This is a genomic window from Novosphingobium chloroacetimidivorans (genome assembly GCF_014204535.1).
Taxonomy (GTDB): domain Bacteria; phylum Pseudomonadota; class Alphaproteobacteria; order Sphingomonadales; family Sphingomonadaceae; genus Novosphingobium; species Novosphingobium chloroacetimidivorans.
Window position 1 is genome coordinate 129,430 of sequence record NZ_JACHLR010000001.1, and the last position, 22,353, is coordinate 151,782.

At 67.2% G+C, this 22,353-nt stretch carries 18 protein-coding genes; 1 reads left to right on the forward strand and 17 read right to left on the reverse strand.

Features of this window, described 5'->3' with window-relative positions:
- Positions 1-5: 5 nt before the first annotated feature.
- The 13 genes from HNO88_RS00580 to HNO88_RS00640 form a co-directional block, all read right to left on the reverse strand.
- Positions 6-1,322, reverse strand: a complete 1,317-nt coding sequence (locus HNO88_RS00580) for a M20/M25/M40 family metallo-hydrolase (RefSeq protein ID WP_184241718.1) — start codon at positions 1,320-1,322, stop codon at positions 6-8.
- A 214-nt stretch (positions 1,323-1,536) separates the two neighbouring features.
- On the reverse strand, positions 1,537-3,084 hold the full coding sequence (gene proS, locus HNO88_RS00585; protein ID WP_184241720.1) for a proline--tRNA ligase: 1,548 nt from the start codon (positions 3,082-3,084) through the stop codon (positions 1,537-1,539).
- 83 nt (positions 3,085-3,167) lie between these two features.
- Positions 3,168-3,827, reverse strand: a complete 660-nt coding sequence (locus tag HNO88_RS00590; RefSeq protein ID WP_184241722.1) for a twin-arginine translocation pathway signal protein — start codon at positions 3,825-3,827, stop codon at positions 3,168-3,170.
- A gap of 43 nt (positions 3,828-3,870) precedes the next feature.
- Positions 3,871-4,299, reverse strand: coding sequence for an NUDIX hydrolase (locus HNO88_RS00595; protein WP_184242357.1), 429 nt, complete (start codon positions 4,297-4,299; stop codon positions 3,871-3,873).
- Positions 4,300-4,329: 30 nt separating this feature from the next.
- Entirely contained in the window at positions 4,330-4,887 is a 558-nt protein-coding gene (gene phaR / locus HNO88_RS00600) for a polyhydroxyalkanoate synthesis repressor PhaR (protein WP_184241724.1), read from the reverse strand.
- Positions 4,888-4,984: 97 nt separating this feature from the next.
- Positions 4,985-6,037, reverse strand: a complete 1,053-nt coding sequence (gene alr, locus HNO88_RS00605; RefSeq protein ID WP_184241726.1) for an alanine racemase — start codon at positions 6,035-6,037, stop codon at positions 4,985-4,987.
- Positions 6,030-7,679: an MFS transporter gene (locus tag HNO88_RS00610; RefSeq protein WP_184242359.1), complete on the reverse strand. Its 1,650-nt coding sequence runs from the start codon at positions 7,677-7,679 to the stop codon at positions 6,030-6,032. The genes alr and HNO88_RS00610 overlap by 8 nt, the downstream gene beginning before the upstream one ends.
- Positions 7,680-7,718: 39 nt before the next feature.
- Positions 7,719-8,153, reverse strand: coding sequence for an iron-sulfur cluster assembly scaffold protein (locus HNO88_RS00615; RefSeq protein WP_184241729.1), 435 nt, complete (start codon positions 8,151-8,153; stop codon positions 7,719-7,721).
- Between the two features lie 4 nt (positions 8,154-8,157).
- A complete protein-coding gene (locus HNO88_RS00620; protein WP_184241731.1) occupies positions 8,158-8,706 on the reverse strand; it encodes a CvpA family protein in 549 nt (182 codons plus the stop codon).
- A 9-nt stretch (positions 8,707-8,715) separates the two neighbouring features.
- Positions 8,716-10,086 carry a DNA repair protein RadA gene (gene radA, locus HNO88_RS00625; protein ID WP_184241734.1) on the reverse strand — a complete coding sequence of 457 codons (1,371 nt, stop codon included), beginning with the start codon at positions 10,084-10,086 and terminating at the stop codon, positions 8,716-8,718.
- A 51-nt stretch (positions 10,087-10,137) separates the two neighbouring features.
- Positions 10,138-11,703 (reverse strand): DUF6504 family protein, encoded by a 1,566-nt coding sequence (locus tag HNO88_RS00630; protein ID WP_184241736.1) that lies wholly within the window; start codon positions 11,701-11,703, stop codon positions 10,138-10,140.
- Positions 11,704-11,872: 169 nt separating this feature from the next.
- On the reverse strand, positions 11,873-12,613 hold the full coding sequence (locus HNO88_RS00635) for a hypothetical protein (RefSeq protein WP_246381071.1): 741 nt from the start codon (positions 12,611-12,613) through the stop codon (positions 11,873-11,875).
- A gap of 338 nt (positions 12,614-12,951) precedes the next feature.
- A complete protein-coding gene (locus HNO88_RS00640) occupies positions 12,952-14,466 on the reverse strand; it encodes an amino acid permease (protein ID WP_184241738.1) in 1,515 nt (504 codons plus the stop codon).
- A 128-nt stretch (positions 14,467-14,594) separates the two neighbouring features.
- Between HNO88_RS00640 and panB the strand changes: the two genes are divergently transcribed.
- Complete coding sequence (gene panB, locus HNO88_RS00645) at positions 14,595-15,464, forward strand: 3-methyl-2-oxobutanoate hydroxymethyltransferase (RefSeq protein WP_184241740.1); 870 nt, start codon at positions 14,595-14,597, stop codon at positions 15,462-15,464.
- Between the two features lie 12 nt (positions 15,465-15,476).
- Here panB and HNO88_RS00650 read toward each other — a convergent pair whose 3' ends face one another.
- The 4 genes from HNO88_RS00650 to HNO88_RS00665 all read right to left on the reverse strand — a co-directional run bounded on the left by HNO88_RS00650 (position 15,477) and on the right by HNO88_RS00665 (position 22,138).
- Positions 15,477-17,195, reverse strand: a complete 1,719-nt coding sequence (locus HNO88_RS00650; RefSeq protein ID WP_184241742.1) for a tetratricopeptide repeat protein — start codon at positions 17,193-17,195, stop codon at positions 15,477-15,479.
- 67 nt (positions 17,196-17,262) lie between these two features.
- Positions 17,263-18,639 (reverse strand): PEP-CTERM-box response regulator transcription factor, encoded by a 1,377-nt coding sequence (gene prsR / locus HNO88_RS00655; protein WP_184241744.1) that lies wholly within the window; start codon positions 18,637-18,639, stop codon positions 17,263-17,265.
- Entirely contained in the window at positions 18,636-20,753 is a 2,118-nt protein-coding gene (gene prsK, locus HNO88_RS00660) for an XrtA/PEP-CTERM system histidine kinase PrsK (RefSeq protein ID WP_184241746.1), read from the reverse strand. Before prsK ends, prsR begins: the two co-directional genes overlap by 4 nt.
- Complete coding sequence (locus tag HNO88_RS00665; protein ID WP_184241748.1) at positions 20,753-22,138, reverse strand: TIGR03013 family XrtA/PEP-CTERM system glycosyltransferase; 1,386 nt, start codon at positions 22,136-22,138, stop codon at positions 20,753-20,755. The genes prsK and HNO88_RS00665 overlap by 1 nt, the downstream gene beginning before the upstream one ends.
- Positions 22,139-22,353 lie beyond the last annotated feature (215 nt).

The following is a 22,353-nucleotide window of genomic DNA, read 5'->3' on the forward strand; positions in this document are numbered from 1 at the left end:
CGCCATTATTGCGCAAGCGGCACGAAGGCGCCGCCCGGCACCGCTGCCGCGATCGGGCTCTGCGCGCCGTTCTCACCCACGGAGCTGACGCCGAACAACCAGTCGTCCCCACGCACACCGGTCAGGCTGACCTTGGTGTCGGACACGTTCGCGCGCACCGGCTTGGCCTCCCACTCGGTCGCATCGGTGCGCCGCTGCCAGACGTTGTAGCTGCGCGCGCCGGGCACCGCCTGCCACGTTATGTCCGAGCTGGTGGAGAGCGCGGCCGCCACTTGCGGCGCAGGCGGCATCGGCGCGGAAGCGATCGCCGCCAAAGCCGTGATATTGAGGCGCGTCACTTTCGCGAGGTAGGGGAAGTCCATCTCGTCGATAGTGTCGCCAAACTTGGTGCCGTTCTCTGTCCGCAAGTCCTGGTGCTGGTGATCGTAGTCCTCGATCGCCACCGAGAAGCGGATCGCCGGATAGCCCTTCTCCAGGTACGGCAAGTGGTCTCCGCCCCGGCCCATGCGGTCCGAACGCCAGACCTGCCGCACCTCCAGGCCCGGCTGCGCCAGTCCCGCGACAAAGCGCGACAGATTACGGCTCGGGCTGTCGTTCTCACCCCCGAAGCGCCGTGCTTCGGCGCGGGTCTTGTCCGTCGCATCGGCGCGCGGGCCTTCGGAGAACACGCGCACGTGGCTATCGTCGACCAGCCCATCCGAGCCGTGGGTGCCGCCGACGATGTCGTTGTTGAGCACCGCCTTGACCTTCCAGCCCTGCTTGGCGGCATAGTCGGCGAGCAGCTTGCCGCCGTAGAGCCCCTGCTCCTCGCCCGAAAGCACGGCGTAGACGATGGTCGTCGGGAACTTGCGCTGGGAGAGCACCCGCGCCGCCTCCAGCACCAGCGCGGTACCCGAAGCATTGTCGTTGGCGCCGGGCGCATCGTTGGTGGCGTCCATGACGTCGCTGACGCGGCTGTCGATGTGGCCTTGCACGATCACCACCTCGTCTGGCCGGTCGGAGCCGCGCTGAATGGCGATCACGTCGACCAGCCGCACCGGCGTGGGAATGCGTGTGCCGCTGACCATGGTTTCGGGCCGCGCGATTGTGAGGCAGCCACCGCACGCCTTGGCCGAGCGGCGGAACTCGCCTTCCGCCCAGTTCAGCGCTGCGCCGATGCCGCGCTTGGGGTCGGTCTGGGATGAGAGCGTGTGGCGCGTGCCGAAGCCGACCAGCTTCTCGATGTCGGCGCGTTGGCGGGCTTGGGAGACCGGCGCTTCCTGCGCGATCGCCGGGGTGGTGAGGATTGCAGTAGTTGCGAAAGGAATCAGGAGCTTGTGCATGCCTGCAGGTTTGCGCCGGGCGCAGGCTATTACAAGACGATAAAGCTTATGTCGTTCGATACGAAACAGAAGCCCGCGTCCCACACAGTGGACCCACCCCCGTCATCCCGGACTTGATCCGGGATCCCGCTTCCTTCCTGGCCTCGCTCGATAGTACGAAGAACAAGCGGGGCCCCGGATCAAGTCCGGGGCGACGATGCCATATAGCGGGATCTTAGTACGAGCGCGCCACGTAGATCCGCTCAACCGCCGGCGCACCGGTGAACACGCACACCCCGCTCACCGGCTCGCCGCCCAGCGGTGTGTTGCGGATCGTCAGCTTGAGCGCCTTCAGCCGCTGCACGACGCTCTCCAGCTCCGCGCCGGTCGGCCGCGACCAGACCACCTCGGCCCAGCCCGGGTAGCGCTTGTCCTCGGAGAAGAACGCCGCCAGCGCATCGAAGCTGTCGACTTGCGCGATCTGCGCGTCACGGCGGTCCTTGGCTTCGGCGAAGAGTGCAGTCTGCACCGCCTCGAGATCGGCCACCGCACGCGACACAAACTCGTCCTTGGACAGCGCCTGGAAGTTGGCCTTGGCCGCCTCGTTCCACAGGCGGTCGCGGCGCAGCACCGAGACCTGGCCGTTGGCGGCGTCGCGCCCGCCGATTTCCAGCACCAGCGGCACGCCCTTCTTGACCCAGGCCCAGCGCTTCTGCGTGGCCTTACCCGGCCGCTTGTCGAGCAGGACGCGCACCGGCTCGCCGAATGCGGACAGGCCGGTGAGCGACTTGGTCAACTCCGCGCAATAAGCGAGGAGCGCCTCGTCCTCGGCATTGTCGCGGAGCATGGGCAGGACCACGATCTGGTGCGGCGCGACAATCGGCGGCACGCGCAGACCGTCATCGTCGCCATGGGTCATGATCAGCCCGCCGATCATGCGCGTGGAGGTGCCCCAGCTGGTCGTGTGGGCGTACTGCTGGGCACCTTCCTTGTCCTGGTACTGGATGCCCGCAGCCTGCGCGAAGCCGGTGCCGAGATAGTGCGAGGTGCCAGCCTGCAGCGCCTTGCCATCCTGCATCATCGCCTCGATCGAATACGTCGCGACGGCGCCGGGAAAGCGCTCGTTCTCCGGCTTCTCGCCCGCGACCACCGGCATCGCCAGCTCGGTCTCGGCGAAATCGCGATACATCTCGAGCGCGCGGAGCGTCTCTTCCATGGCATCGTCGCGGTCCGCGTGAGCGGTGTGGCCCTCCTGCCAGAGGAACTCGCTGGTGCGCAGGAACATCCGCGTGCGCATTTCCCAGCGCACCACGTTGGCCCACTGGTTGGTCATCAGCGGCAAGTCGCGCCAGGACTGCACCCAGCGCGCCATGGCGGCGCCGATCACCGTCTCGGAGGTTGGCCGCACGATCAGCGGCTCTTCCAACTTGGCGGTGGGATCGGGCACCAGCCCGCCGTTCTCGCCGGCGATGAGGCGATGGTGCGTGACCACCGCCATCTCCTTGGCGAAACCTTCGACGTGGTCGGCTTCCTTGGCGAAGTAGGAGAGCGGGATGAACAGAGGGAAGTAGCAGTTCTGCACGCCCGCTGCCTTGATGCGGTCGTCCATGCGGCGCTGGATGCGCTCCCAGATGCCGTAGCCCCACGGTTTGATCACCATGCACCCGCGCACGCCGGACTCCTCGGCCATCTCGGCTTCGGAGATCACCTCCTGGTACCACTGGGCAAAGTCGTCCTGGCGCTTGGTCGACAGGGCGTGACGGATCTGAGCGGGCTGATTCATGCGCGCGCTGTTAGCCGGTGTTGCGGGTGCGGCAAAGTCCGGTGTGTCCGGATCGTGGCTTGCCGGCACTCACCGGCGGCACGTCAATGCGCTTGCGCCGTCTTCCGGGCTTTGCCTTGAGCGACAAGCGCGTCCCAGGTTGCCCAGTCGATCGACCGGCCGGGGTATGCTACCTTGGCGAAGGGCCAGTCCTGGCGCACCCAAGCGACCACCCACTTGTAGAGCTCGGCGTCGAAGCCGCGGTCGAACTCGTCCTTGGTCACCCACAACCTCACCATGGCATCGTAGCCTGGTACGGGGCTGGGCGAGACGTAGACGCTTCCACGCTCGCGCTTGGCGTCGGGCGTGAGCACGCCATAGGCGAAGGACGTGCGGCTGCGGAACCTGCCTGCCTCGCCCTGCATGTCCTTCATCGCATCTGCCGACGTGATGCCTGCGGTCGGCCAATTAGTGCTGCGCGAAAAGGTCTTCTGCAGATGCTCGATCGACGACATGTAGGCGTCGTAGTCCACCTGGACCAGGTCGGGACCCAGCGGAACGAGCTTGAACCCTGGCCCCCTGGCAAGAACCGGCACCTTGAAGTCAGGCGCGACCAGCGGCGAACGATGGCGGGCAGTATCGCCGGTCGCGGGCGCCGACGTCTGTGGTGTTCTCGTGGTCGCAGGCGCCTGCGCGTGTGCCGTGGGAGCCGAGATCATGAGCATGGCGGATGACAGCCACGTGCCTGCAAGTCGTCGAGTCATGACCGGGTCCTTCATCTGAATCGAGGTGAATATGCAGGCGCTCTCATCCGAGCAGGTCCGGCAGATCCTCCGGGTACCAGGGCTCGTCCAGCGCCTCCAGTTCAGCGCGATCGAACCACCTCCAGCTGCGCATGACACGCCGCTCGAGCTCAGTATGGCCGCCGGTATCGATCACCACGCCCCGCGGCAGGACAACGCGGAAATAGCGTTCGTCCGCGATCACGGGCACGCCTTCCAGCGTCAGAAACTCGGCCGACTTGCGCGCGACTTGCTCACCCGGCTCGGCGATGAGCCCGGTCTCTTCGCGCAACTCGCGCCGCGCAGCATCCTCGAAGCTCTCGCCGGGTTCCAGTGCACCACCCGGCGTGCACCAGAACGGCGGACGGTCGGCCGGATCGAAGCGGAACAGGAGCACCCGGCCACGATCGTCCAGCAGCACGATCCGTGCCGCCGGGCGGGCAACGCGGGTCACTTCGGCCGCAGGTGCCCCGCCTTGCACCAGTTACTTGCCCAACGAGTCGAGGCGCTTCTGGATCTCGGCCATCTGGTCGCGCAAGGCGGCAAGATCGTCGGCACCCGCAGCCGGTGCGGCTGGTGGTGGTTCCGGCTTTTCGGCGCCTGGCATGAAGGCCGCAGCGGCTGCCTTGAACATGGCCATGTTCTGCTCGGCCAGCTTGGCCAGCGGGTTGTTGCCCAGGCTGTCCTCGAACGCCTTGTGCAGCTTGGCCTGATTGGCCCGGAAGTTGTCCATCGACGCTTCGAGATAATGCGGGATCAGCGACTGCATCGAATTGCCGTACATGCCGATCAGTTCGCGCAGGAAGTTCACCGGCAGCATCTGCTCGCCGTTGGATTCCTCTTCCATGATGATCTGGGTGAGGATCGTATGCGTGATGTCGTTCCCGGACTTCGCATCCAGCACTTTGTAGTTGATGCCTTCCCGCGTCATGGTCGCGAGGTGATCGAGCGTGATGTAGCTCGACGAGCGAGTGTTATAGAGCCGCCGGTTGGCGTACTTCTTGATGATTACGGTATCGTCGTCGCTCGCCGTGTCAGCCATCACACTACCCCGTTTTTTCTCTGTCGTGCGAAGCTACCACCGAAACGCTGCAGCGCAACAACTTTGCTGCGCAGCACGCGTGCAAAAAGCGGAGAAATCAGCGGCCGAAGCGTCGTCCCAGCAGTGTCAGCAACTCATATTGGGATAGTCCCGACGCAACTGCAGCGTCGGGTAAGTGATACTGCGCAGTGACCCAATCCCCCTCGCCCAGCTCCGGCGCCGCGGTGAGATCGATGACGGTCATGTCCATGCTCACGCGGCCGAGCACGGGCATTTGCCGGCCCCCGCCCTCCATCACGCCCGTGCCGGACCAGCAGCGCAGATACCCGTCCGCATAGCCCAGCGCGATCGTGCCCACCCGCATCGCGTGTCGCGCGGTGAAGGTCGCGTTGTAGCCGACGCTGTCGCCCGCCGCGATCGTGCGCACTTGCATGATCGCCGCTTGTGGCTGGACCACGGGCCGGATCGCCCCCGCCAGGGATTCGCAGGGAATGCCCCCGTACAAGGCGAGCCCCGGGCGTGTGAGCGCGCCATGGTAATCGGGGCCGAGTGCGATGCCGGCGCTGTTGGCAAGGCTGGCGCGCGCGTGCGGAACTTGCGCGCAAGCCTCTTGCCAACGCGCCAACTGAAGCGCGTTCAGCGGCGAGGCTTCCTCCGCCGAGGCGAGGTGCGACAGCAGGACATCGATCTTGAGCGCTCGCACGGCCTCGTCGCCGAGCTCCGCCACGGGCAGGCCGAGCCGGTTGATGCCGGTGTCGACCATCAGATCGCAGCGGCCACCGCCTGCCGCGATCCAGCGGCGTGCCTGGGCGAGCGAGTTGATCACCGGCTTGACGCCGAGCGTGCGAAGCCAGGCGGCATCCTCATCGCGCAACGGACCATGCAGCACGCTGACACATGCTGGATCGACCAATGCGGCAATTTCGCCGGCCTCACCCGGATGGGCCACGAAGAAGTCGCGGCAGCCCGCGGCGAGCAGTTCGGGAACGGCAACGGCCGCACCCACGCCGTAGGCATCGGCCTTCACTGCCGCGCCGGCGCGCGCGACGCCGGAAAGCCGATCGAGCGCCTGCCAATTGCCACGCAGCGCCGCGCAGTCGATCGCCAGGCGCAGCGCCGCAGGGGGCGCCGCCAAGGAAGTGTCAGGCATCGTCTTCGAATTCTCGCGGCGGTCCACCCTTGAGGCCCCACCAGCCCACGACCAGAGCCACCAGCACGACGGCCCAGGTGTACCACAGGCCCGAGTAAGCGTCGCCGGTCTTGGCGATGATGTAGCTGGCGATCAGCGGCAGGAAGCCGCCGAGATAGCCCGCGCCGATGTGGTAGGGGATCGACATCGAGCTGTAGCGAATGCGCGGCGGGAACATCTCGGTCAGCAGCGCGGCCACCGAGGCGTACGTCAGCCCCGACAAGGCACCGAGCGCCAGCAGCAGTCCACCGATCATCAGCAAGCTGCCGAGCGGCGGGTTCTGCTTGGCGAAGTCGTAGCCGGCGCCTTCCAGCCAGGCCTTCAACGTAGCCGTGCGCGCAGCCTTGTCGGTCCACGAAAGCGCGTCCGCCGCATCCGGCTTGTAGGTGCGCGGACCTATGGCGAGTTGCAGGTCGTTGCCGGACTTGAGCTTATAGCTGACGCCGAGCGTGGTGAGTTCGGACAGCAGCTTGCCGCAGTTCGTCGGTTGCTCCGAGGCGAAGGGATCGTAGGCGCAGTCGCGGCCCGATACGGTCACGGGCGCGCGGCGAGCAGCTTCGGCCAGGCCGGGATTGGCATAGTGGCCCAGGCCCCAGAACAGCGGGAACAGCAGCAGCAAGGTGAGGATGTCGCCCCAGATGATCGGCTTCTTGCGCCCGATCCGGTCGGACAGCTTCCCGAACAGCACGAAGAACCCCATCGAGATCAGGCCGGCGATGCCGACCACGATCTCGGCGGTGGTCTCGTCCACCCGCATCGGGCCTTTCAGGAACGAGAGGCTGGAGAAGAACGCGGTGTACCAGATCGTCGTGAGGCCGCCAGTGACGCCGAACAGCGCGACGACGATGCGCTTCTTGTTGCCGGGATAGGTGAAGCTTTCGACGAAGGGATTGCCGGCGATTTCCCCGGCTGCGCTCATCGCCTTGAACACCGGGCTCTCGTTGAGCTTCAGGCGCATGTAGAGCGAGACCGCGAGCAGCGCGAGGCTGAGGATGAACGGCAGGCGCCAGCCCCAGTCGGCGAAGACGTCCGGCGGAATCAGGAAGCGGCAGGCGAGCACGACGATGACGCTCAGCACGAAACCGCCGACGACGCTCGCCTGGATGTAGCCGGTGTAGTAGCCACGCTTGTCGGGCGGCGCATGCTCGGCGACGTAGATCGCCGCACCACCGTATTCGCCCCCGAGCGCCAGCCCCTGCAGGATGCGCAGGAAGATGATGATCAGCGGAGCCGCCATGCCGATGCTGGCGGCCGACGGGATCAATCCGACGCCGGCCGTGGCGATGCCCATCAGGGTGACGGTGACCAGGAAGGTGTACTTGCGCCCCAGCTTGTCGCCCCAATAGCCGAACAGGATGGCGCCGAGGGGCCGGAAGCCGAAGCCGACGGCGAAGCCTGCCCAGACGAGCAGCAGCTGCAGCGTCTCGTTATCCGCCGGGAAGAACGCCTTGCCGATGATCGAGGCCAGGGTTCCGTAGATGAAGAAGTCGTACCACTCGAAGATCGTGCCCGCCGACGAGGCGGCGATCACCAGGCGGATGTCGGAGGCGCTGGGATCGCCATGCGCTCGCGTCTCCGCGCCGGCTGCGGCTGCATCGACCATCGTGTTCACGTCCCCCGCATGTTGCCTTTGCGTAAGGCCTTAGCTTGCGTCCCCGGCCGAGGGAAGCAGTTGCAGGACAGCCGTCCACGGCAGCATCAGGGCACCATGTCGGCCGGGATAATCACGTGCGACGGCGATGGTGGCGAGGCCGGGCCAATCGGGCATGGCCTCTTCCCCGGCGATCCAGCGCGACATCGCATCGGCTGTCCGGGTGAGTTCGCGCGTGCTGCGACCCTGTGCGGCTTGGGCGAAGATGGCCGCCGAGGCCTGGCCGATCGCGCATGCCTGGCTGCGCAGGCCCACGCGAGCGACGTTGCCGTCCGCGTCGAGCGCCAGTCCGAGCGTCAAGGCACTGCCGCAGCTGCGCGAGCGCGCCTCGGTGCGCAGGACGAGCGCGTCGTCCAGGCGATAGGCGGCAAGACCGGTCGCCAGTGCGAGCACCTCGGGGGAGTAAAGAACAGCGGCGGAGGCCATGAATCTACTCGCTGTCGCTGTCGACTGACGGGGTCGAAGTCGGTGTGGCGGCAGCGGCGGCCGCGCGGCGACGCTCGCCGATGATCTCCACCAGCGACTTGCTCGCCGCGTCGATGAAGGGATAGGTCCGCGCCTGGGTGATCCACGTCGGACGGCCGCCCACGCCCCAGACGGTGTCGTAGCCAAGCACCAGCACGGAGAAGCCCAGCACGACGATAATCACGCCCTTGACGCCGCCGAACCCGAAGCCGAGCACACGGTCGATCGGCCCCAGCACCGAGCCGCGGCTCTTCTGGCCGGCCCATTTCGCGATCATCTTCATCACGGCATAGGGCACGATGAGCAGCAAGCCGAAGGCAAGGACAGCGGCGCCGGAGGACGTGCCGATGTGCGGGGTCAGCCATGCGCTGAGCGGCGTGTGCAGCAGCCGGATCGCGAAGACCGCGGCGATCCAGGCGGCCAGCGCGAGGATCTCATGCACGAACCCGCGCAGGAAGCCGGTGACGGCGCCCAAGCCCACGATCAGCAGGACTGCGATATCGAAACCGGTCATCCCCGGCATCTAGGAAGCGGACAGAACTCGGTCAACGAGGTTCGGCAGCAGCGTCAATCCATCGTAGCGCAGCCCCTTCTCCGTACTGGTAGCCGCGCTCGCCGGACCAAAGCCGCGTCCGAAGCCGAGCTTGGCCGCCTCGCGCTGGCGAATGCCGGCATGGGCGACCGGGCGGATCTCGCCGGCCAGGGAGACTTCGCCGAACCAGACCGCATCCTTGGGCAATGGCTTGTCGCCCAGAGCAGAGACGAGTGCCGCAGCGACCGCAAGATCGGCGGCGGGATCGGCAAGCCGGTAGCCTCCGGCAACGTTGAGGTAGACTTCGGCGCTGGAGAAGTTGAGCCCGCAGCGCGCCTCCAGCACGGCGAGCAGCATGGCGAGGCGGCCGGAATCCCAACCCACCACGGCGCGGCGTGGGGTCGCTCCGCTCTGCAGGCGGACGATCAGCGCCTGGATCTCGACCAGCACGGGCCGCGTGCCTTCCATCGCCGGGAACACCGCGCTGCCGGCCATCGGCTCCTCGCGGCCGGAGAGGAACAGCAGCGAGGGGTTGCCCACTTCGGCCAGCCCGGCCCCTTCCATGGCAAAGACGCCGATCTCGTCGACGGGTCCGAAGCGGTTCTTGATGGAGCGCAGGATGCGGTACTGGTGGCTGCGCTCACCCTCGAAGCTCATTACCACGTCGACCATGTGCTCCAGCACGCGCGGGCCGGCGATCGAGCCATCCTTGGTGACATGGCCCACGAGGACCAGCGTGACACCGTTCTCCTTGGCATAGCGGATCAGCTCGAACGCGCAGCCGCGCACCTGGCTGACGGTGCCTGGCGCACCCTCGATCTGGTCGGAGTGCATGGTCTGGATCGAATCGATCACCAGCAGCGCGGGCGGGTCCATGGTGCCCAGCGTTGTCAGGATGTCCCGCACCGACGTCGCCGCCGCGAGGTTGAGCGGGGCGTTGGAAAGCCCGAGCCGCTCGGCCCGCAGCCGCACCTGGCCGGCCGCCTCCTCGCCGCTGACATAGACCGCGAGCGCGCCCGAGTTGGCGACGTTGGCCGCAGCCTGGAGCAGCAGGGTCGACTTGCCGATCCCGGGATCGCCGCCCATCAGTATGGCCGAGCCGGGAACCAGTCCTCCGCCGAGCGCGCGGTCGAATTCGCCGAGGCCGCTGGTGCGGCGCACCAGCTTCTCACCGGGCGCGTCCAATGGTTCGAAGCGGATCTGCCGCCCGCCCGAGGACAAGTCGTGCTTGGCCGAGAACACCGTCTGCGGCGCCTCCTCCGCCAGCGTGTTCCACTCGCCGCAGTCGGCGCACTGCCCCTGCCAGCGGTTGGTGACGCTGCCGCAGGCCTGGCAGACATATTTACGTTTGGGCTTGGCCATGGGGCCGGCTTAGCGGGAACGTTTGCAGAACGCAATTCGCCGAATGGCTGCCTACCCCCACATACCCTGCAGGAACCATTCGGGCATGCCGCCGCGCCCATCGCCGGCAAGGCCGTTGCGATAGACCCAGTAGCGCCGGCCCTCCTGATCCTCGATACGGTAGTAATCTCGCAGGCGCGTGGTCGAGCGTTCGCGCCACCACTCGGGGGCAATGCGCTCGGGCCCTTCCACCCGCACCACTTCGTGCGAGGCGTCGCGCCAGCGGAACGTGCGCGGCAGGCCATCGGGCGTCTGGTAGATCACGCCGATCGGCTCGGGCCGGTCGAGCAGCTTGAGCGGGCGGGCATGGAACTCGAACTCGGTCTGCGCCGTCTTTTCGGGTCCGAGCGGCTCTTCCCAGGTCTGCGCGCGTTCGGGGAGGTGGCTGGCGCGCGGGACCGGACGGCGCACCGCATCGGCACCCAGGCGGACCGTCAGGCGATCGATGCAGGCGGCAAGGCTGGTGCCGTGGTTCTCGGCGGCGGCCTCGAAGTCGCGCTGCGCGAGCGCCAGCGGCTCGGTCCAGGAGGCGCGCAGGCGGACCAGTTCGATCCCGAAGCCGGCGTCGACATCCTCCAGCTTGCGGCCGAACAGGCCGGCGATATGGGCGGCATCGCGAGTGGGCGCGGCGACCTCCAGCCGGCGCCCGACGACTTCGCCATCGACCTTCCACATGCCCAGTTCCAGCCGCCGGGCGCCCAGCGACTTCGCTTCGAGAAGGCGCACCATGTCGGCGGCGAGATCGGCGACGACGCGCTCCAGCAGCTCGCGGTGGCGGATCGGCTCCATCAGCCGGCGCTGGACCAGCGGCGCCTCGATCGCGAGCACCGGCAGCATCGGCTCGGGCACGCGGCCGAGCAACTGGTCCATGCGGATCAGCGGGTTGGCGGCGGCAGAGCGACGATTGCGGAAGCGACGCACCAGCGCATCGCGATGGATGCCGTGCAAGTCGCCGAGGCGCTTGAGGCCCAGGCGCCTGAGCAGGGTGATGGTGTCGTCATCCAGCCGCAGCGCGGCGATCGGAAGCTCGGCCAGGCGTTGCGCCGGATCGTCCTCGGGGTGCAGCAGGGCACGAGGCGGACCATGATGCGCCAGCGCCCAGGCTGCACCGGCAGTGGGTGCGATGGCGAGCCGCACCGACAGGCGCCGCCTTGCGAAGATCGCCTGCGCATCGGCGAGCAGGTGCGCCTCGCCGCCGAACAAGTGCGCCACGCCGGTCACGTCGACGATCACGCCGTCCGGCCGGTCGATGGCGCTCCACGGGCCCCAGCGTTGCGCCCACACGGCGAGCGCCTCGATGAAGGCGAGATCGCCGGCAGGGTCGGCAGGTGCGACCGCCAGTTGCGGACACAGGGTCCGCGCGTCCGCCAGCATCATCCCCGCCTGTGCGCCGGCCGCAAGGCCGGCTGCGTTGGCGGCGGTGATGCGGGGGCCATGCGCGGTTTCGCTGATCAGCGCCAGCGGTGCGGCATCGGCGCCCTCGCCCTCTGCCAAACCGTGTGCGAGGCGCCAGCGATCGATGGAGAGCCGGGCGCACCAGATCGCCAGCACGCGGCGGGAGGAGGGCGGTGTGGGCATGAAGCTCAAACCAGCAAGCCTCCTCGATCCTCCCCTGCAAGGGGAAGTGGCAGTCCGCAGGACTGACGGAGGGGTGTCTCCGCTGGCGTAGCGCTCGACGGCAAAGGATTACACCCCTCCACCACTCGCTGCGCGAGCGGTCCCCCTCCCCTTAGAGGGGAGGATCGAGTCAGCATGGCAGGGTGTGCTGCAAGTCAAGCGTGTCCAAGCTCACTCCCCGCTCCGCCGCCAGCGCGCCGTCGTCGCGCAGCGTCCAGCGGCCGGGCGGGTGGCGGCGGGCGCGAAAGAGCTCGGCTTGCCAGCTCGGCACTCCCGGCGCCTCGGGGTTCCAGCGCGGAGGCGGCGAAGGGGCGGCGCGTACGTCCCAACGCTGGCGCGCGGAGGACAAGTCCCGCCTGAAATCGAGGCGGACCAGCCAGAACGGCACGCCATGCCGCTCGGCCGCGAGGCCCAGGCGGCGCGAGGCGGTCATGTCGAGCGCGCGCGGATTGCCGGTGATCTCGCCGATGACGAAGGCGAGTTCCCGACAGCGCAGCCCCTCCTCCAGCGCGAACAGCGCATCTTCGGTGGTGCGCGCCGCGACATGGACGAGCCGGTGACGGAGCCGGCGCGGCAATCCCGCACGATAAGGCCGCCCGGTGCGCCGCAATGCCTCGCGGTCCTGTACCCACAGCCACGGCCGCTCATCGGGCGTGTCCGCCAAAGGATCGGGAGTGGCCGCTTGCAAATGATCCATGGCAAAGGCGAGCGAAACCGCAGCGCCCGCGGCATCGTCGGCTCGCGCAAAGATCTCGGTATGGATCGGCCCGATCGCAGAGACACCAGGCTGCCACTCGTTGGCACGCGAGGGGCTGAGGACGTCGGCTCCGGAGATCAGTTCGGGCCGATCCGCGACATTGGTGATGGGCATCGATTCGTTTCCGGTGTGTAGATGTGTTCTCTTTATGTTCTTATCATGAGGCGAGTGCAAGGGCACCCTGTGGACAGGTCGGGGGAAAGGCTGAGGATCTTAAAGGTATAAGAACCGGTGCAAGCCGCTCTTCTCCGGGCCGATCCACGCAGCCTGGCGCAACATACCGGCCGCAGATCGCCAAAGACGTTGCAGCACTCCCAAGTGGACCGCACGGAACACATGGCTTTCGCGCGCTCGTGCAAACGCGGCCAATCGGTATGTTTGGTGGTCGCGCCGAAGACGTTACGGCGCAGCCTCCGTGGAGGCCCTCACATCCGCAAGGGCCTCCAGGATGGTCAGGTCGTGCCAGGAGCCGGCGGGATGTCGGCATCACTCTCGTGCACTTCCATCAGCCCGCGACCGACATGGCTGCGGTTGCGGCTGTAAAGGTAGTACACCACCAGCCCGATCAAGGCCCAGCCGAAGAACAGCTGGATCGTGACCGCCGAAAGGCTGAAGAACAAGTAAACGCAACCTGCGATCGACAGCGGCGCGGTGATCATGATCGCCGGGGTGCGGAACGGCCGGTGGCGGCCCGCGTCCGTCTTGCGCAGCACCATGACCGCGATCGACACTGCGGCGAATGCGAAGAGCGTGCCGGAGTTGGAGACGTCCGCCAGCAGGCCGACCGGGAAGAAAGCGGCGAACAGCGTCACGAACAAGCCGGTGATCAGCGTGATGATGTGCGGCGTGTGGAACCTGGGATGCACCTTCGAGAAGAACTCGGGCAGCAGGCCGTCACGGCTCATGACGAAGAAGATGCGGGTCTGTCCGAACATCATCATGAGGATCACGGACGGCAAGGCGATGATCGCTGCCGCGCCCACCAGCCAGCCGACGAACGGATAGCCGATCTGCTTGAGCGTCCAGGCCAGCGCCTCCTTGGAGCAGACGACGGCGTTCTCCTGGATCGCGGTGCAGGCCTGCGACAGCGCCGGAGTTCCCGGCGACAGCGCCTCGCCACCCGGTCCGTAGATCGGCTGCGCACCCACCGTGCCGATCACGCCCGCTGCGACCAGCATGTAGAAGATCGTGCAGATCGCGAGGCTGCCGATCAGGCCGATCGGCATGTTGCGCTGCGGGTTCTTGGTTTCCTCCGCAGCGGTCGAGACCGCATCGAAGCCGACATAGGCGAAGAAGATCGAAGCCGCTGCGCCGGAAATGCCGGCAAAGCCGAGCGGTGCGAACGGCGTGAACTGGCCCGACTTGATGACGGGGATCGCCAGTATGACGAACAGCGTCAGCGCCAGGATCTTCACGCCGACCAGCACGGCGTTGACGGTGGCGCTCTCCTTGGTGCCCTTGATCAGCAACGCCGTCACGGCGGCCGCGATCAGCATGGCCGGCAGGTTGATGACCCCGCCGTCGAAGGGACCGCGCACCAGTGTGTAGGGCACGTTGAGGTCGAAACTCGAGTTCAGCCAGCCGATGAAATAGCCCGACCAGCCGACCGAAACCGCGCCCGCCGCGATCGCATATTCCAGGATCAGCGCCCAGCCCACCATCCAGGCGACTAGTTCGCCCATCACCGCGTAGCTGTAGGTGTAAGCCGAGCCGGATACCGGCACCATCGCCGCCATCTCGGCGTAGCACAGTGCCGCTACCGCGCAGACGAAGCCGGCGATCACGAACGAGAGCATCATACCGGGTCCGGCTTTCTGCGCGGCCTCGGCCGTCAGCACGAAGATGCCGGTGCCGATCACCGCGCCGATACCCAGCATGGTGAGCTGGAAAGCGCCCAGCGAGCGATGGAGAGATTTCTTTTCAGCCGTCGCCAGAATGGCATCTAACGACTTTACGCGACCGAACATGCGGTAACCCCCGGAAAATAAGCGCATGGATATGGCAAACGCTAGCGGCAAGCGGTCGCTTGGCAAGGGCAATCGCGCGTGCGTCCCCGGCTTTGCGTCATTTCGGTGACCGCGCTAGAAGGCGGGCCATGTCCACCACCTTTCAACTCGACACCGCGACCAGTCGCGCGAACCCCACTCCTGCGCCGATGAAGCGGCTGACGGTGCCCGCGATCCAGCGGCGCAAGAAGGATGGTGTCACGGCCGAACCGCTGGTGATGCTGACGGCCTACACCGCGCGCCAGGCGCAGTTGCTGGACCCGCATTGCGACCTCCTGCTGGTGGGGGACTCGCTTGGCCAGGTGATCTACGGCCTGCCCTCCACCCTGCCCGTCACGCTCGATATGATGATCGCACACGGCGCCGCGGTGGTGCGCGGAAGCTACCATTCGGTGGTGATCGTCGACATGCCCTTCGGCTCCTACGAGGCAAGCCCGCAAGCGGCGTTCGCATCCGCGAGCCGGATCATGGCGGAGACGGGGGCGGCCGGGGTGAAGCTCGAGGGCGGGCAGGCGATGGCGGAAACGATCGCCTTCCTCACCCAGCGCGGCATCCCGGTGATGGCGCATATCGGCCTCACCCCGCAGGCAGTGAACGCGCTGGGCGGATATGCCGCGCGCGGTCGCAGCGAAGCCGAGCATGCCAAGATCGTCGCGGACGGTGAGGCCGTGGCGCAGGCGGGCGCCTTCGCGGTGGTGATCGAAGGCGTGATCGAACCGATCGCGATCGCGCTGACCGAGGCGCTGGCGATCCCGACCATCGGCATCGGCGCTTCGGCAAAGTGCGATGGACAGGTGCTAGTCACCGAGGACATGCTCGGCATGTTCGAGCGGGTGCCGCGGTTCGTGAAGCGCTACGCGGACATCGCCGGCATGATCGACGACACGGCGGCGAAGTACGCCGAGGAAGTACGCGCGCGCAGCTTTCCGGGAGCGGAGCAGACTTACCAACCGAAGTGACACGCGCAGGGATCAGCCCTGGCGATTCAACCTTCCGCGCGCTTGGGCCAGCAGCGGGTTGTCGCCGAGCATGTGCCGGGCCTTGTCCAAAAGAGCCATCGCCTGAGCACGGCGGATCGAGAGCGTGGCGTAGCTCAAGGCCAATGCCTGCGCCGCGACCGGGCTGGCACGCTGCAGGCGATAGGCCTGGCTAGCGGCATCGGCGGCAGCATCGGACGCGCCGCCAGCCAACTGGACGAGGCTCAGATCGGTGAGCAACTGCACGTCCTGTCCCGACCCCGTGCGTCGCAAGTAGTCGAGTATGTCCGCAGCTCTCCCGGCATCACCGCCGCGTGCGGCAAGGCCTGCCTGCAGCCGCAAGGCGGCGCGGCTGCCGGGGTTCTGGAGCAGGTAGCCGTGGACCATCTCGGCCGCGCCGCGCACGTCGTTCGCGGCGGCATAGGCCTCGAACCGGCGAAGCAGCAGGTTCTCGGGCAGGCGGACTTGCGACGCGGCGGCGTAATGCTGCTGGGCGGCGGCGGCATTGCCCAGCGCCAGCTGCACGTCGCCGGCCTGCGACTGGTTGTCGTACGAACCCGGCCTTGCGCCCAGCGCGCGCTCGGCAGCGGTGGCGGCATCCTGCGAGCGGCCTTGCGCCATCAGCGCGCCGATGGCGCTCCCCTGGCCGACCACGCGCACGCCTGCCCGCTCCGGCATCGCGGCCCGGTCGAGCAATGCGCCGGCGGTGTCGCGCTCGCCGAGGATCTCATGGCTGCGCGCGGCCAGGGTCAGCACGTAAGGCGAGGCATCCTCGCGCCCGATCTCGTCGCGAAAGCGGATCGTAAGGTAGCGGTACTGCCCGCCCTCGAAAAGCGCGCGTGCGAGCAAGGGCCCTGCGCGCTGGTTCTGCGGCTGACGCTCCAGCACTTGCTCGCACAGCTCCGAGGCGGTCTGTTCGTTGCCCGCCGCCAGTTCCAGCACGGCTTCGAGCAACAGCGTCGAGGGCTGGCCATCGAGCTTGCCTCGGGTGCGCGCCAGCAATCCGCGCGCCAGCTCATAGCGTCCCGCCCGCGCGGCGAGCACCGCTTGCAGGTAATAGGCCCGCGGGTTGCCGGCATTGACCTGCAGCATGCGCCGGGTGACGGCCAGCATCTCGCTGCCACGACCCAGTTCACCCAGGCTCGCCGCGTACTCACCCAGCACCGACAGGTCCTTCGGAGCCTGTGCCAGTGCCGCTTCGAACCACGGAAGCCCGGCAAGCAGGCCGTAGCGATCCCGCACCAACTGGCCACGGAACTCAAGCGCACGCACGTTGCGCGAGTTCAGCGCGATCGCGTGGTCCGCGGCCTGGATCGCCGCGATGTGCTCACCGGCGCGGTATCGCAGGCGGCCGATCTCGACCCACAAGTCGGCATCGCGCGGCGTCACGTCCAGCGCCCGATCGTAGGCCCTGTCTGCCGCGGCGAGGTTATTCTCCGCAATCTCCAGCTGTGCGAGCACCCGGAAGCCCTCGCTGGCGGTTTCGCGCGAGAATACGCCCGGCGCCAACCACTTGCGCGCTCTCGCGCGGTCGCCCTGGCGGAAGTAGGCATTCCCCAGGTACGCCGCGACCTGCTCACGCGAGGCGCCGCGAGCCAATGCGCGCCGCAGTTTCATCTCGGCGTCGATGGCATCGTTGCGCACCAGTGCCTGCCGAGCTGCCGAGATCAGCGCCGCGCGCGGCTCCCCCTCGGCGTGGCTGGCAAGCGGCATCAGCCAGAGCCCGACCGCTGCGATGCACGCGACCAGCCAGCGGCTCCTGCGGACCCGGTGGCGCGGCCTAGCCGTGGAGATCGTACTGCTTGAGCAGATCATAAAGCGTCGGACGGCTGATCCCGAGCATCTTCGCGGTGCTGGAGATATTGCCCTCGCTGCGCGCCAGGGCATGGCGGATCACCTTGCGGTCGGCCGCCTCGCGTGCCGTCTTGAGGTTCAAGGCGTTGAGCGCCTGCTCGTCCGGCTGCGCCAGGTCGAGGTCGGCGGCATGGACCAGCTTGCCGTCGGCCATGATGACGGCGCGCTTCACGCGGTTTTCCAGCTCGCGCACGTTGCCCGGCCATGCCCACCCATCGATCGCCGCCAACGCGTCGGCGGCAAAGCCGCGCACGCTGGGGTTCATCTCCTTGGCGAAGCGCGTGAGGAAGGTCTTGGCCAGCAGCGTCGCATCGCCGGGCCGCTCGGCCAGTGTGGGAATGCGCACGACGATCTCGGCGAGGCGATAGTATAGATCCTCACGGAAGCGGCCTTGCGCGATCATCGCCTCCAGGTCCTGGTGCGTGGCGCAGACCACCCGCGTGTCCACCGCTATCGAGGTCCGCGAGCCGACCCGCTCGATCACCCGCTCCTGCAGGAAGCGCAGCAGCTTGACCTGCAGCTGGAACGGGATGTCACCCACTTCGTCCAGGAACAGCGTGCCGCCCGCGGCTTGCTCGATCTTGCCCTGGGTGGTCTTGATCGCGCCGGTGAAGGCACCCTTCTCGTGACCGAATAGCTCGCTTTCGAGGAGGTTCTCGGGGATCGCGGCGCAGTTGATGGCGACGAACGTGCCGCCAGCCCGATCGCTCGCCTCGTGCAACCCGCGCGCCAGAAGTTCCTTGCCGGTGCCGCTCGCCCCCAGCAGCATGACCGATACCTTGGTGTTGGCTACCCGCTCGATGGTGCGAGCCACCTTCAGCATTTCGGGCGCGGCCGTGATCATGCGGCCGAGCACCTTGTCGCCCTTCTCCACCCTGGCGGCAAGGCGGCGGTTCTCGTCCTCCAGGCGGTGAAGCTGCAAGGCGCGGCGCACGATGAGACCCAGCGCATCGATGTCGACGGGCTTCTGATAGAAGTCGTAGGCCCCGCGCGCGATCGCCTGCAGCGCACTCTCTCGCGCGCCGTGTCCGGACGCGACGATGACCTTGGTGTCGGGCTTGAGCGCCATGATCTCGTCGAGCACGGCAAAGCCCTCGGTCACCCCATCGGGATCGGGCGGCAGGCCAAGGTCGAGCGTGACCACGTCGGGAGCTTCGGAACGCAGCAATGCCAGAGCCGAAGCACGATCGCCCGCGATCAAAACCTCGAAGTCCTCGTAAGACCATTTGAGCTGCGCCTGCAGCCCGGCGTCGTCCTCGACGATCAGCAGCTTGGGCAGCGATGAAGTCTTGTCGTTGCTCATGCCACCTCCGAGGCCCGTGTCGCGTCCGCGCTGCTGACCTTCAGCGGCAGACGCACGATGAAGCGCGAGCCGATGCCCTCGCGCGAGTCAACGTCCAGCCGGCCGCGCATCGCGCGCACCAGTTCGCGCGCCTCGAAGGCGCCGATGCCGAAGCCGCCACTCTTGGTCGAGACGAAAGGCTTGAACAGGCGGTTGCGGACGAACTCGGGCGACATGCCGGAACCTGAATCGACCACCTCGATCCGCGCCTGACCGTCCTGTGCCACCAGCGACAGGAACACCGGGCTCCTGGGCGGACTGGCGTCTAGCGCGTTCTGCAGCAGATGGGTCAGGACCTGCTCGAGCGAGTGGCGGCTCGCCAACGCATGCAGCCGCTCACATTCGGCGAGGCGCACTTGCGGGTTGCCGGCGAAACGCGCCATCACGGTCCTGGCGACCTCGTCGAGGGCGATCTCCTCGATCCGGTCGATGCCACCGGTGCCATAGCGCGAGAGGCGCGCGATGAGCGCGTTCAACTTCTCGGACGAGCTGCGCAGCGTCACCAGCATGTCGTCGCGAAAGGCCTTCTTCTCGGCATGAAGCTCGGCGTTGCGGGCAAGCAGGCTGAACTGGCTCGCCAGGTTCTTGATGTCATGCATGACGAAGGCGATGCGGCGGTTGAAGTCGTCGAAGCGGCCCGCCTCGGCCAGCGCCTCCTGGCTCGCGTTCTCGGCCAGGTAGCTGGCGAGCTGCTGGCCGATGACGCGCAGCAGGTCGAAGTCCTCCCAATCGAGCTTACGCTTGAGCAGCGGCCGCGCGAGCACCACGACGGCCACCAGCCGATCGTAGTGGATCAGCGGCACCAGCGCCCAGGCACGCGGATCGTCGAGCAGCCAGGCCGGAGCCCGGGGCACCTCAGCTCGCACCCCACGCTGCTGGCGCATGTCGTCGAGCTCGGCGATGAAGTTCTCGCGTTCCAGAAAGCCGGCGAAGTCGGGGGCGAGAGCCGCGGGCCCGTCGATCCCTTGCCAGTTCCAGCGAGCGGCGAGCGAGGGTTCGCCATTGTCGTCGCTGACCAGCAGCAGCCCGGCAGGACTGCCCGTCACGTCCGCCAAGGCCTTCACCACGCGCTCGCCCAAGGGCGCCGCATCAGGGCCGGTTGTGCCGATGGTGCGGGTAAAGCGCAGCCACTCTTCGCGATAGTCGTAGCGATGCTGGAACAAGTGCTTGGTCATCACGACCTTGAGCCAGCTGCGCATCCGGCGCGACGGCAGCGCCAGCAGTGCGACCGCACTCGCGACGGTGAGGAAGCAAAGCTCGATCAGCCGCGCGAAGTCGCCGCCGACATAGGACAGCCACTGCGCAATCAACACCATGCCGACCAGGTAGACCCCGATCAGCAGCAGCGAGAAGGTCTGGAACGTCACCGCGCGCGAAGGCCGCAGCCGCAGCGCCTCGCGGCCGTGGGTGGCGGCGATCGCGAGCAGGCTGACCAGGCCCATCGTCGCCAACCCCCGCAACGCCGCCATCTCACGCGGCCAGCCCTGCGCGAGATAGGCGACGGTGTAGAGGTTCAGCTCGAACACCCAGAGCACCGCCAAAGCCGCCGCAGGCCAGCGCAAGGACAGTCGCGCCTCGCGGGCGGCGCCGCCGTAGAGATTGTGGACCAGCACCAGCGCGCCGACGGTGACCAGCAGGTGAAGCATGACGCCCAGCCCGTGCGCGATGGCGGCGACCTCTGCATCGATCCGCACCTCACCCACCAGCACGTCGATACTCAGCAATGCCAGCTCGACGAAGACGAGCGCCAGGAGCACCGGGCGGATCGGCGCGAGGCTGCTGTGCCGACCGTCATCGGCAAACAGGCGATAGATCACCAGCAACCACGCAAGGTCGCGCGCCACCTGCAACACGGTGATCGGCAGCGTGCCGCGCAGTTCCAGCCCCTCGGCGAGCGACCACAGCGCCGTCGCCAGCAGTGCCGCAACCGTCGCCTGCCCGGCCGTGCCGAGCCGCGCCGCACGCGGGCGCAGCCAGATGGCCAGGGTCGCCGCTGCGATCGCCGCAGTCCCGTGCAGCACGAGCGCGACCACGCTCCAGATGTCGGCCGGTCCGCCCGGACTGAGCTCAAACATCAGCGCGCGCCTTCGCTCCACAGCACCACGCGCAGCGTCTGCAGCAGGATCAGCAGGTCGAGGAAGGGGGTATAGTTCTTGGCGTAATAGAGATCGTATTCGAGCTTGTTGCGCGAATCCTCGATCGAGGCGCCGTAGGGATAGTTGATCTGCGCCCAGCCGGTGATCCCCGGCTTCACCATGTGACGCTCGGCATAGTACGGCAGGTGCTCTTCCAGATCGGCGACGAACTCGGGGCGCTCGGGGCGTGGGCCGACGAAGCTCATCTCGCCCTTCAGGACGGTCCAGGTCTGAGGCAGTTCGTCGATGCGAACCTTGCGGATGAAGTTGCCGATGCGGGTGACGCGCGGATCATCCTTGCTGGCCCACTGCGCACCGGCGGCTTCGGCATCGGTGCGCATCGAGCGCAGCTTGATGACGTCGAAGCTCTGCCCGAACAGGCCGACCCGCTTCTGGCGGTAGAAGGCAGGCCCCTTGCTGTCGAGCTTGACCAGGATGGCGAAGACCAGGATCACCGGCGCGGTGATCACCAGCAGCAACGCGCTGGCGCCGATATCGAACACGCGCTTGGCTGCGCTGGAAATCATGCGGCCCGACGAGAAGCCATCGGAGAAGATCAGCCAGCTCGGGTTGACGGTGCCGAGGTCTACGCGACCCGTCTCACGTTCCAGGAAGCTGGAGAACTCGTTGACGTGCACGCCCGCGGTCTTGATCCGCAGCAGGTCCTTCAGCGGCAGCGCGTTGCGGCGCTCCTCCAGCGCCAGCACCACTTCGCTGACGCCGAGGTTCTCCACGTATCGCGTCAGATTGTGAATCGCGGCGCGCGGGATTGCCTCTTCGATCACAGGGGCCGCCTCGCTCATGCCGACGTAGCCGACGATGGCGAAGCCACTCTCAGGACGGTCGCCCAGCTGCCGCAAGCGCTGCGCGCGATTGCCGGCGCCGAGCACCAGCACGCGGCGACGAAAGGCCGAAGTTCCCAGGAACCCACCCAGGATCAGTCGGTCGGCGATCAGGAGGCAGAAGGCAATAGCCATCGAGTAGGCGAGCGTGGAGCGCCAGAAGGTCTGCCCGCCGATGAGGAAGTCTAGAAACGAGAGCGCGATGACCCCCAGCGAAATGGCCACCAGCAGCCGCGCGGCGGCAAACCGCATGGAGCGCAGCGCGTCCGCGCCGTAGACGCCCACTGCGATCATTGCCGTGACCACCATGGCCGCGAAGCCGAAGTGCGCCCAGGCCCGATCCGTCATCGAGCCGATCTCGATCCCGATCTGCCCGGCGCGCAGGCGCCACGACATCTCGTTCGCCGCCACGAGCATCGTCAGGTCGACCAGCCACAGCAGGATCACCGCATGCGGGATGTAGTGTTTGAACAGACGGATCATCGGTACGCGTCGATCTTCCCGGTCCGGGATAGGACAGGACGCTTACTTAAGTGAAAGGCGTAAAATGTCGGTTACGCTGACAACGATTTCGCGCGCGAAGCTGCGATTTACGTGAGAGTGTCAGAAAGAGCTTACAGAACCCGGTCGTCCCGGACTTGATCCGGGACCGGTTTTCGCATGCGAGCGAGCTATCACAGAGCGCCATTGCGGACCGT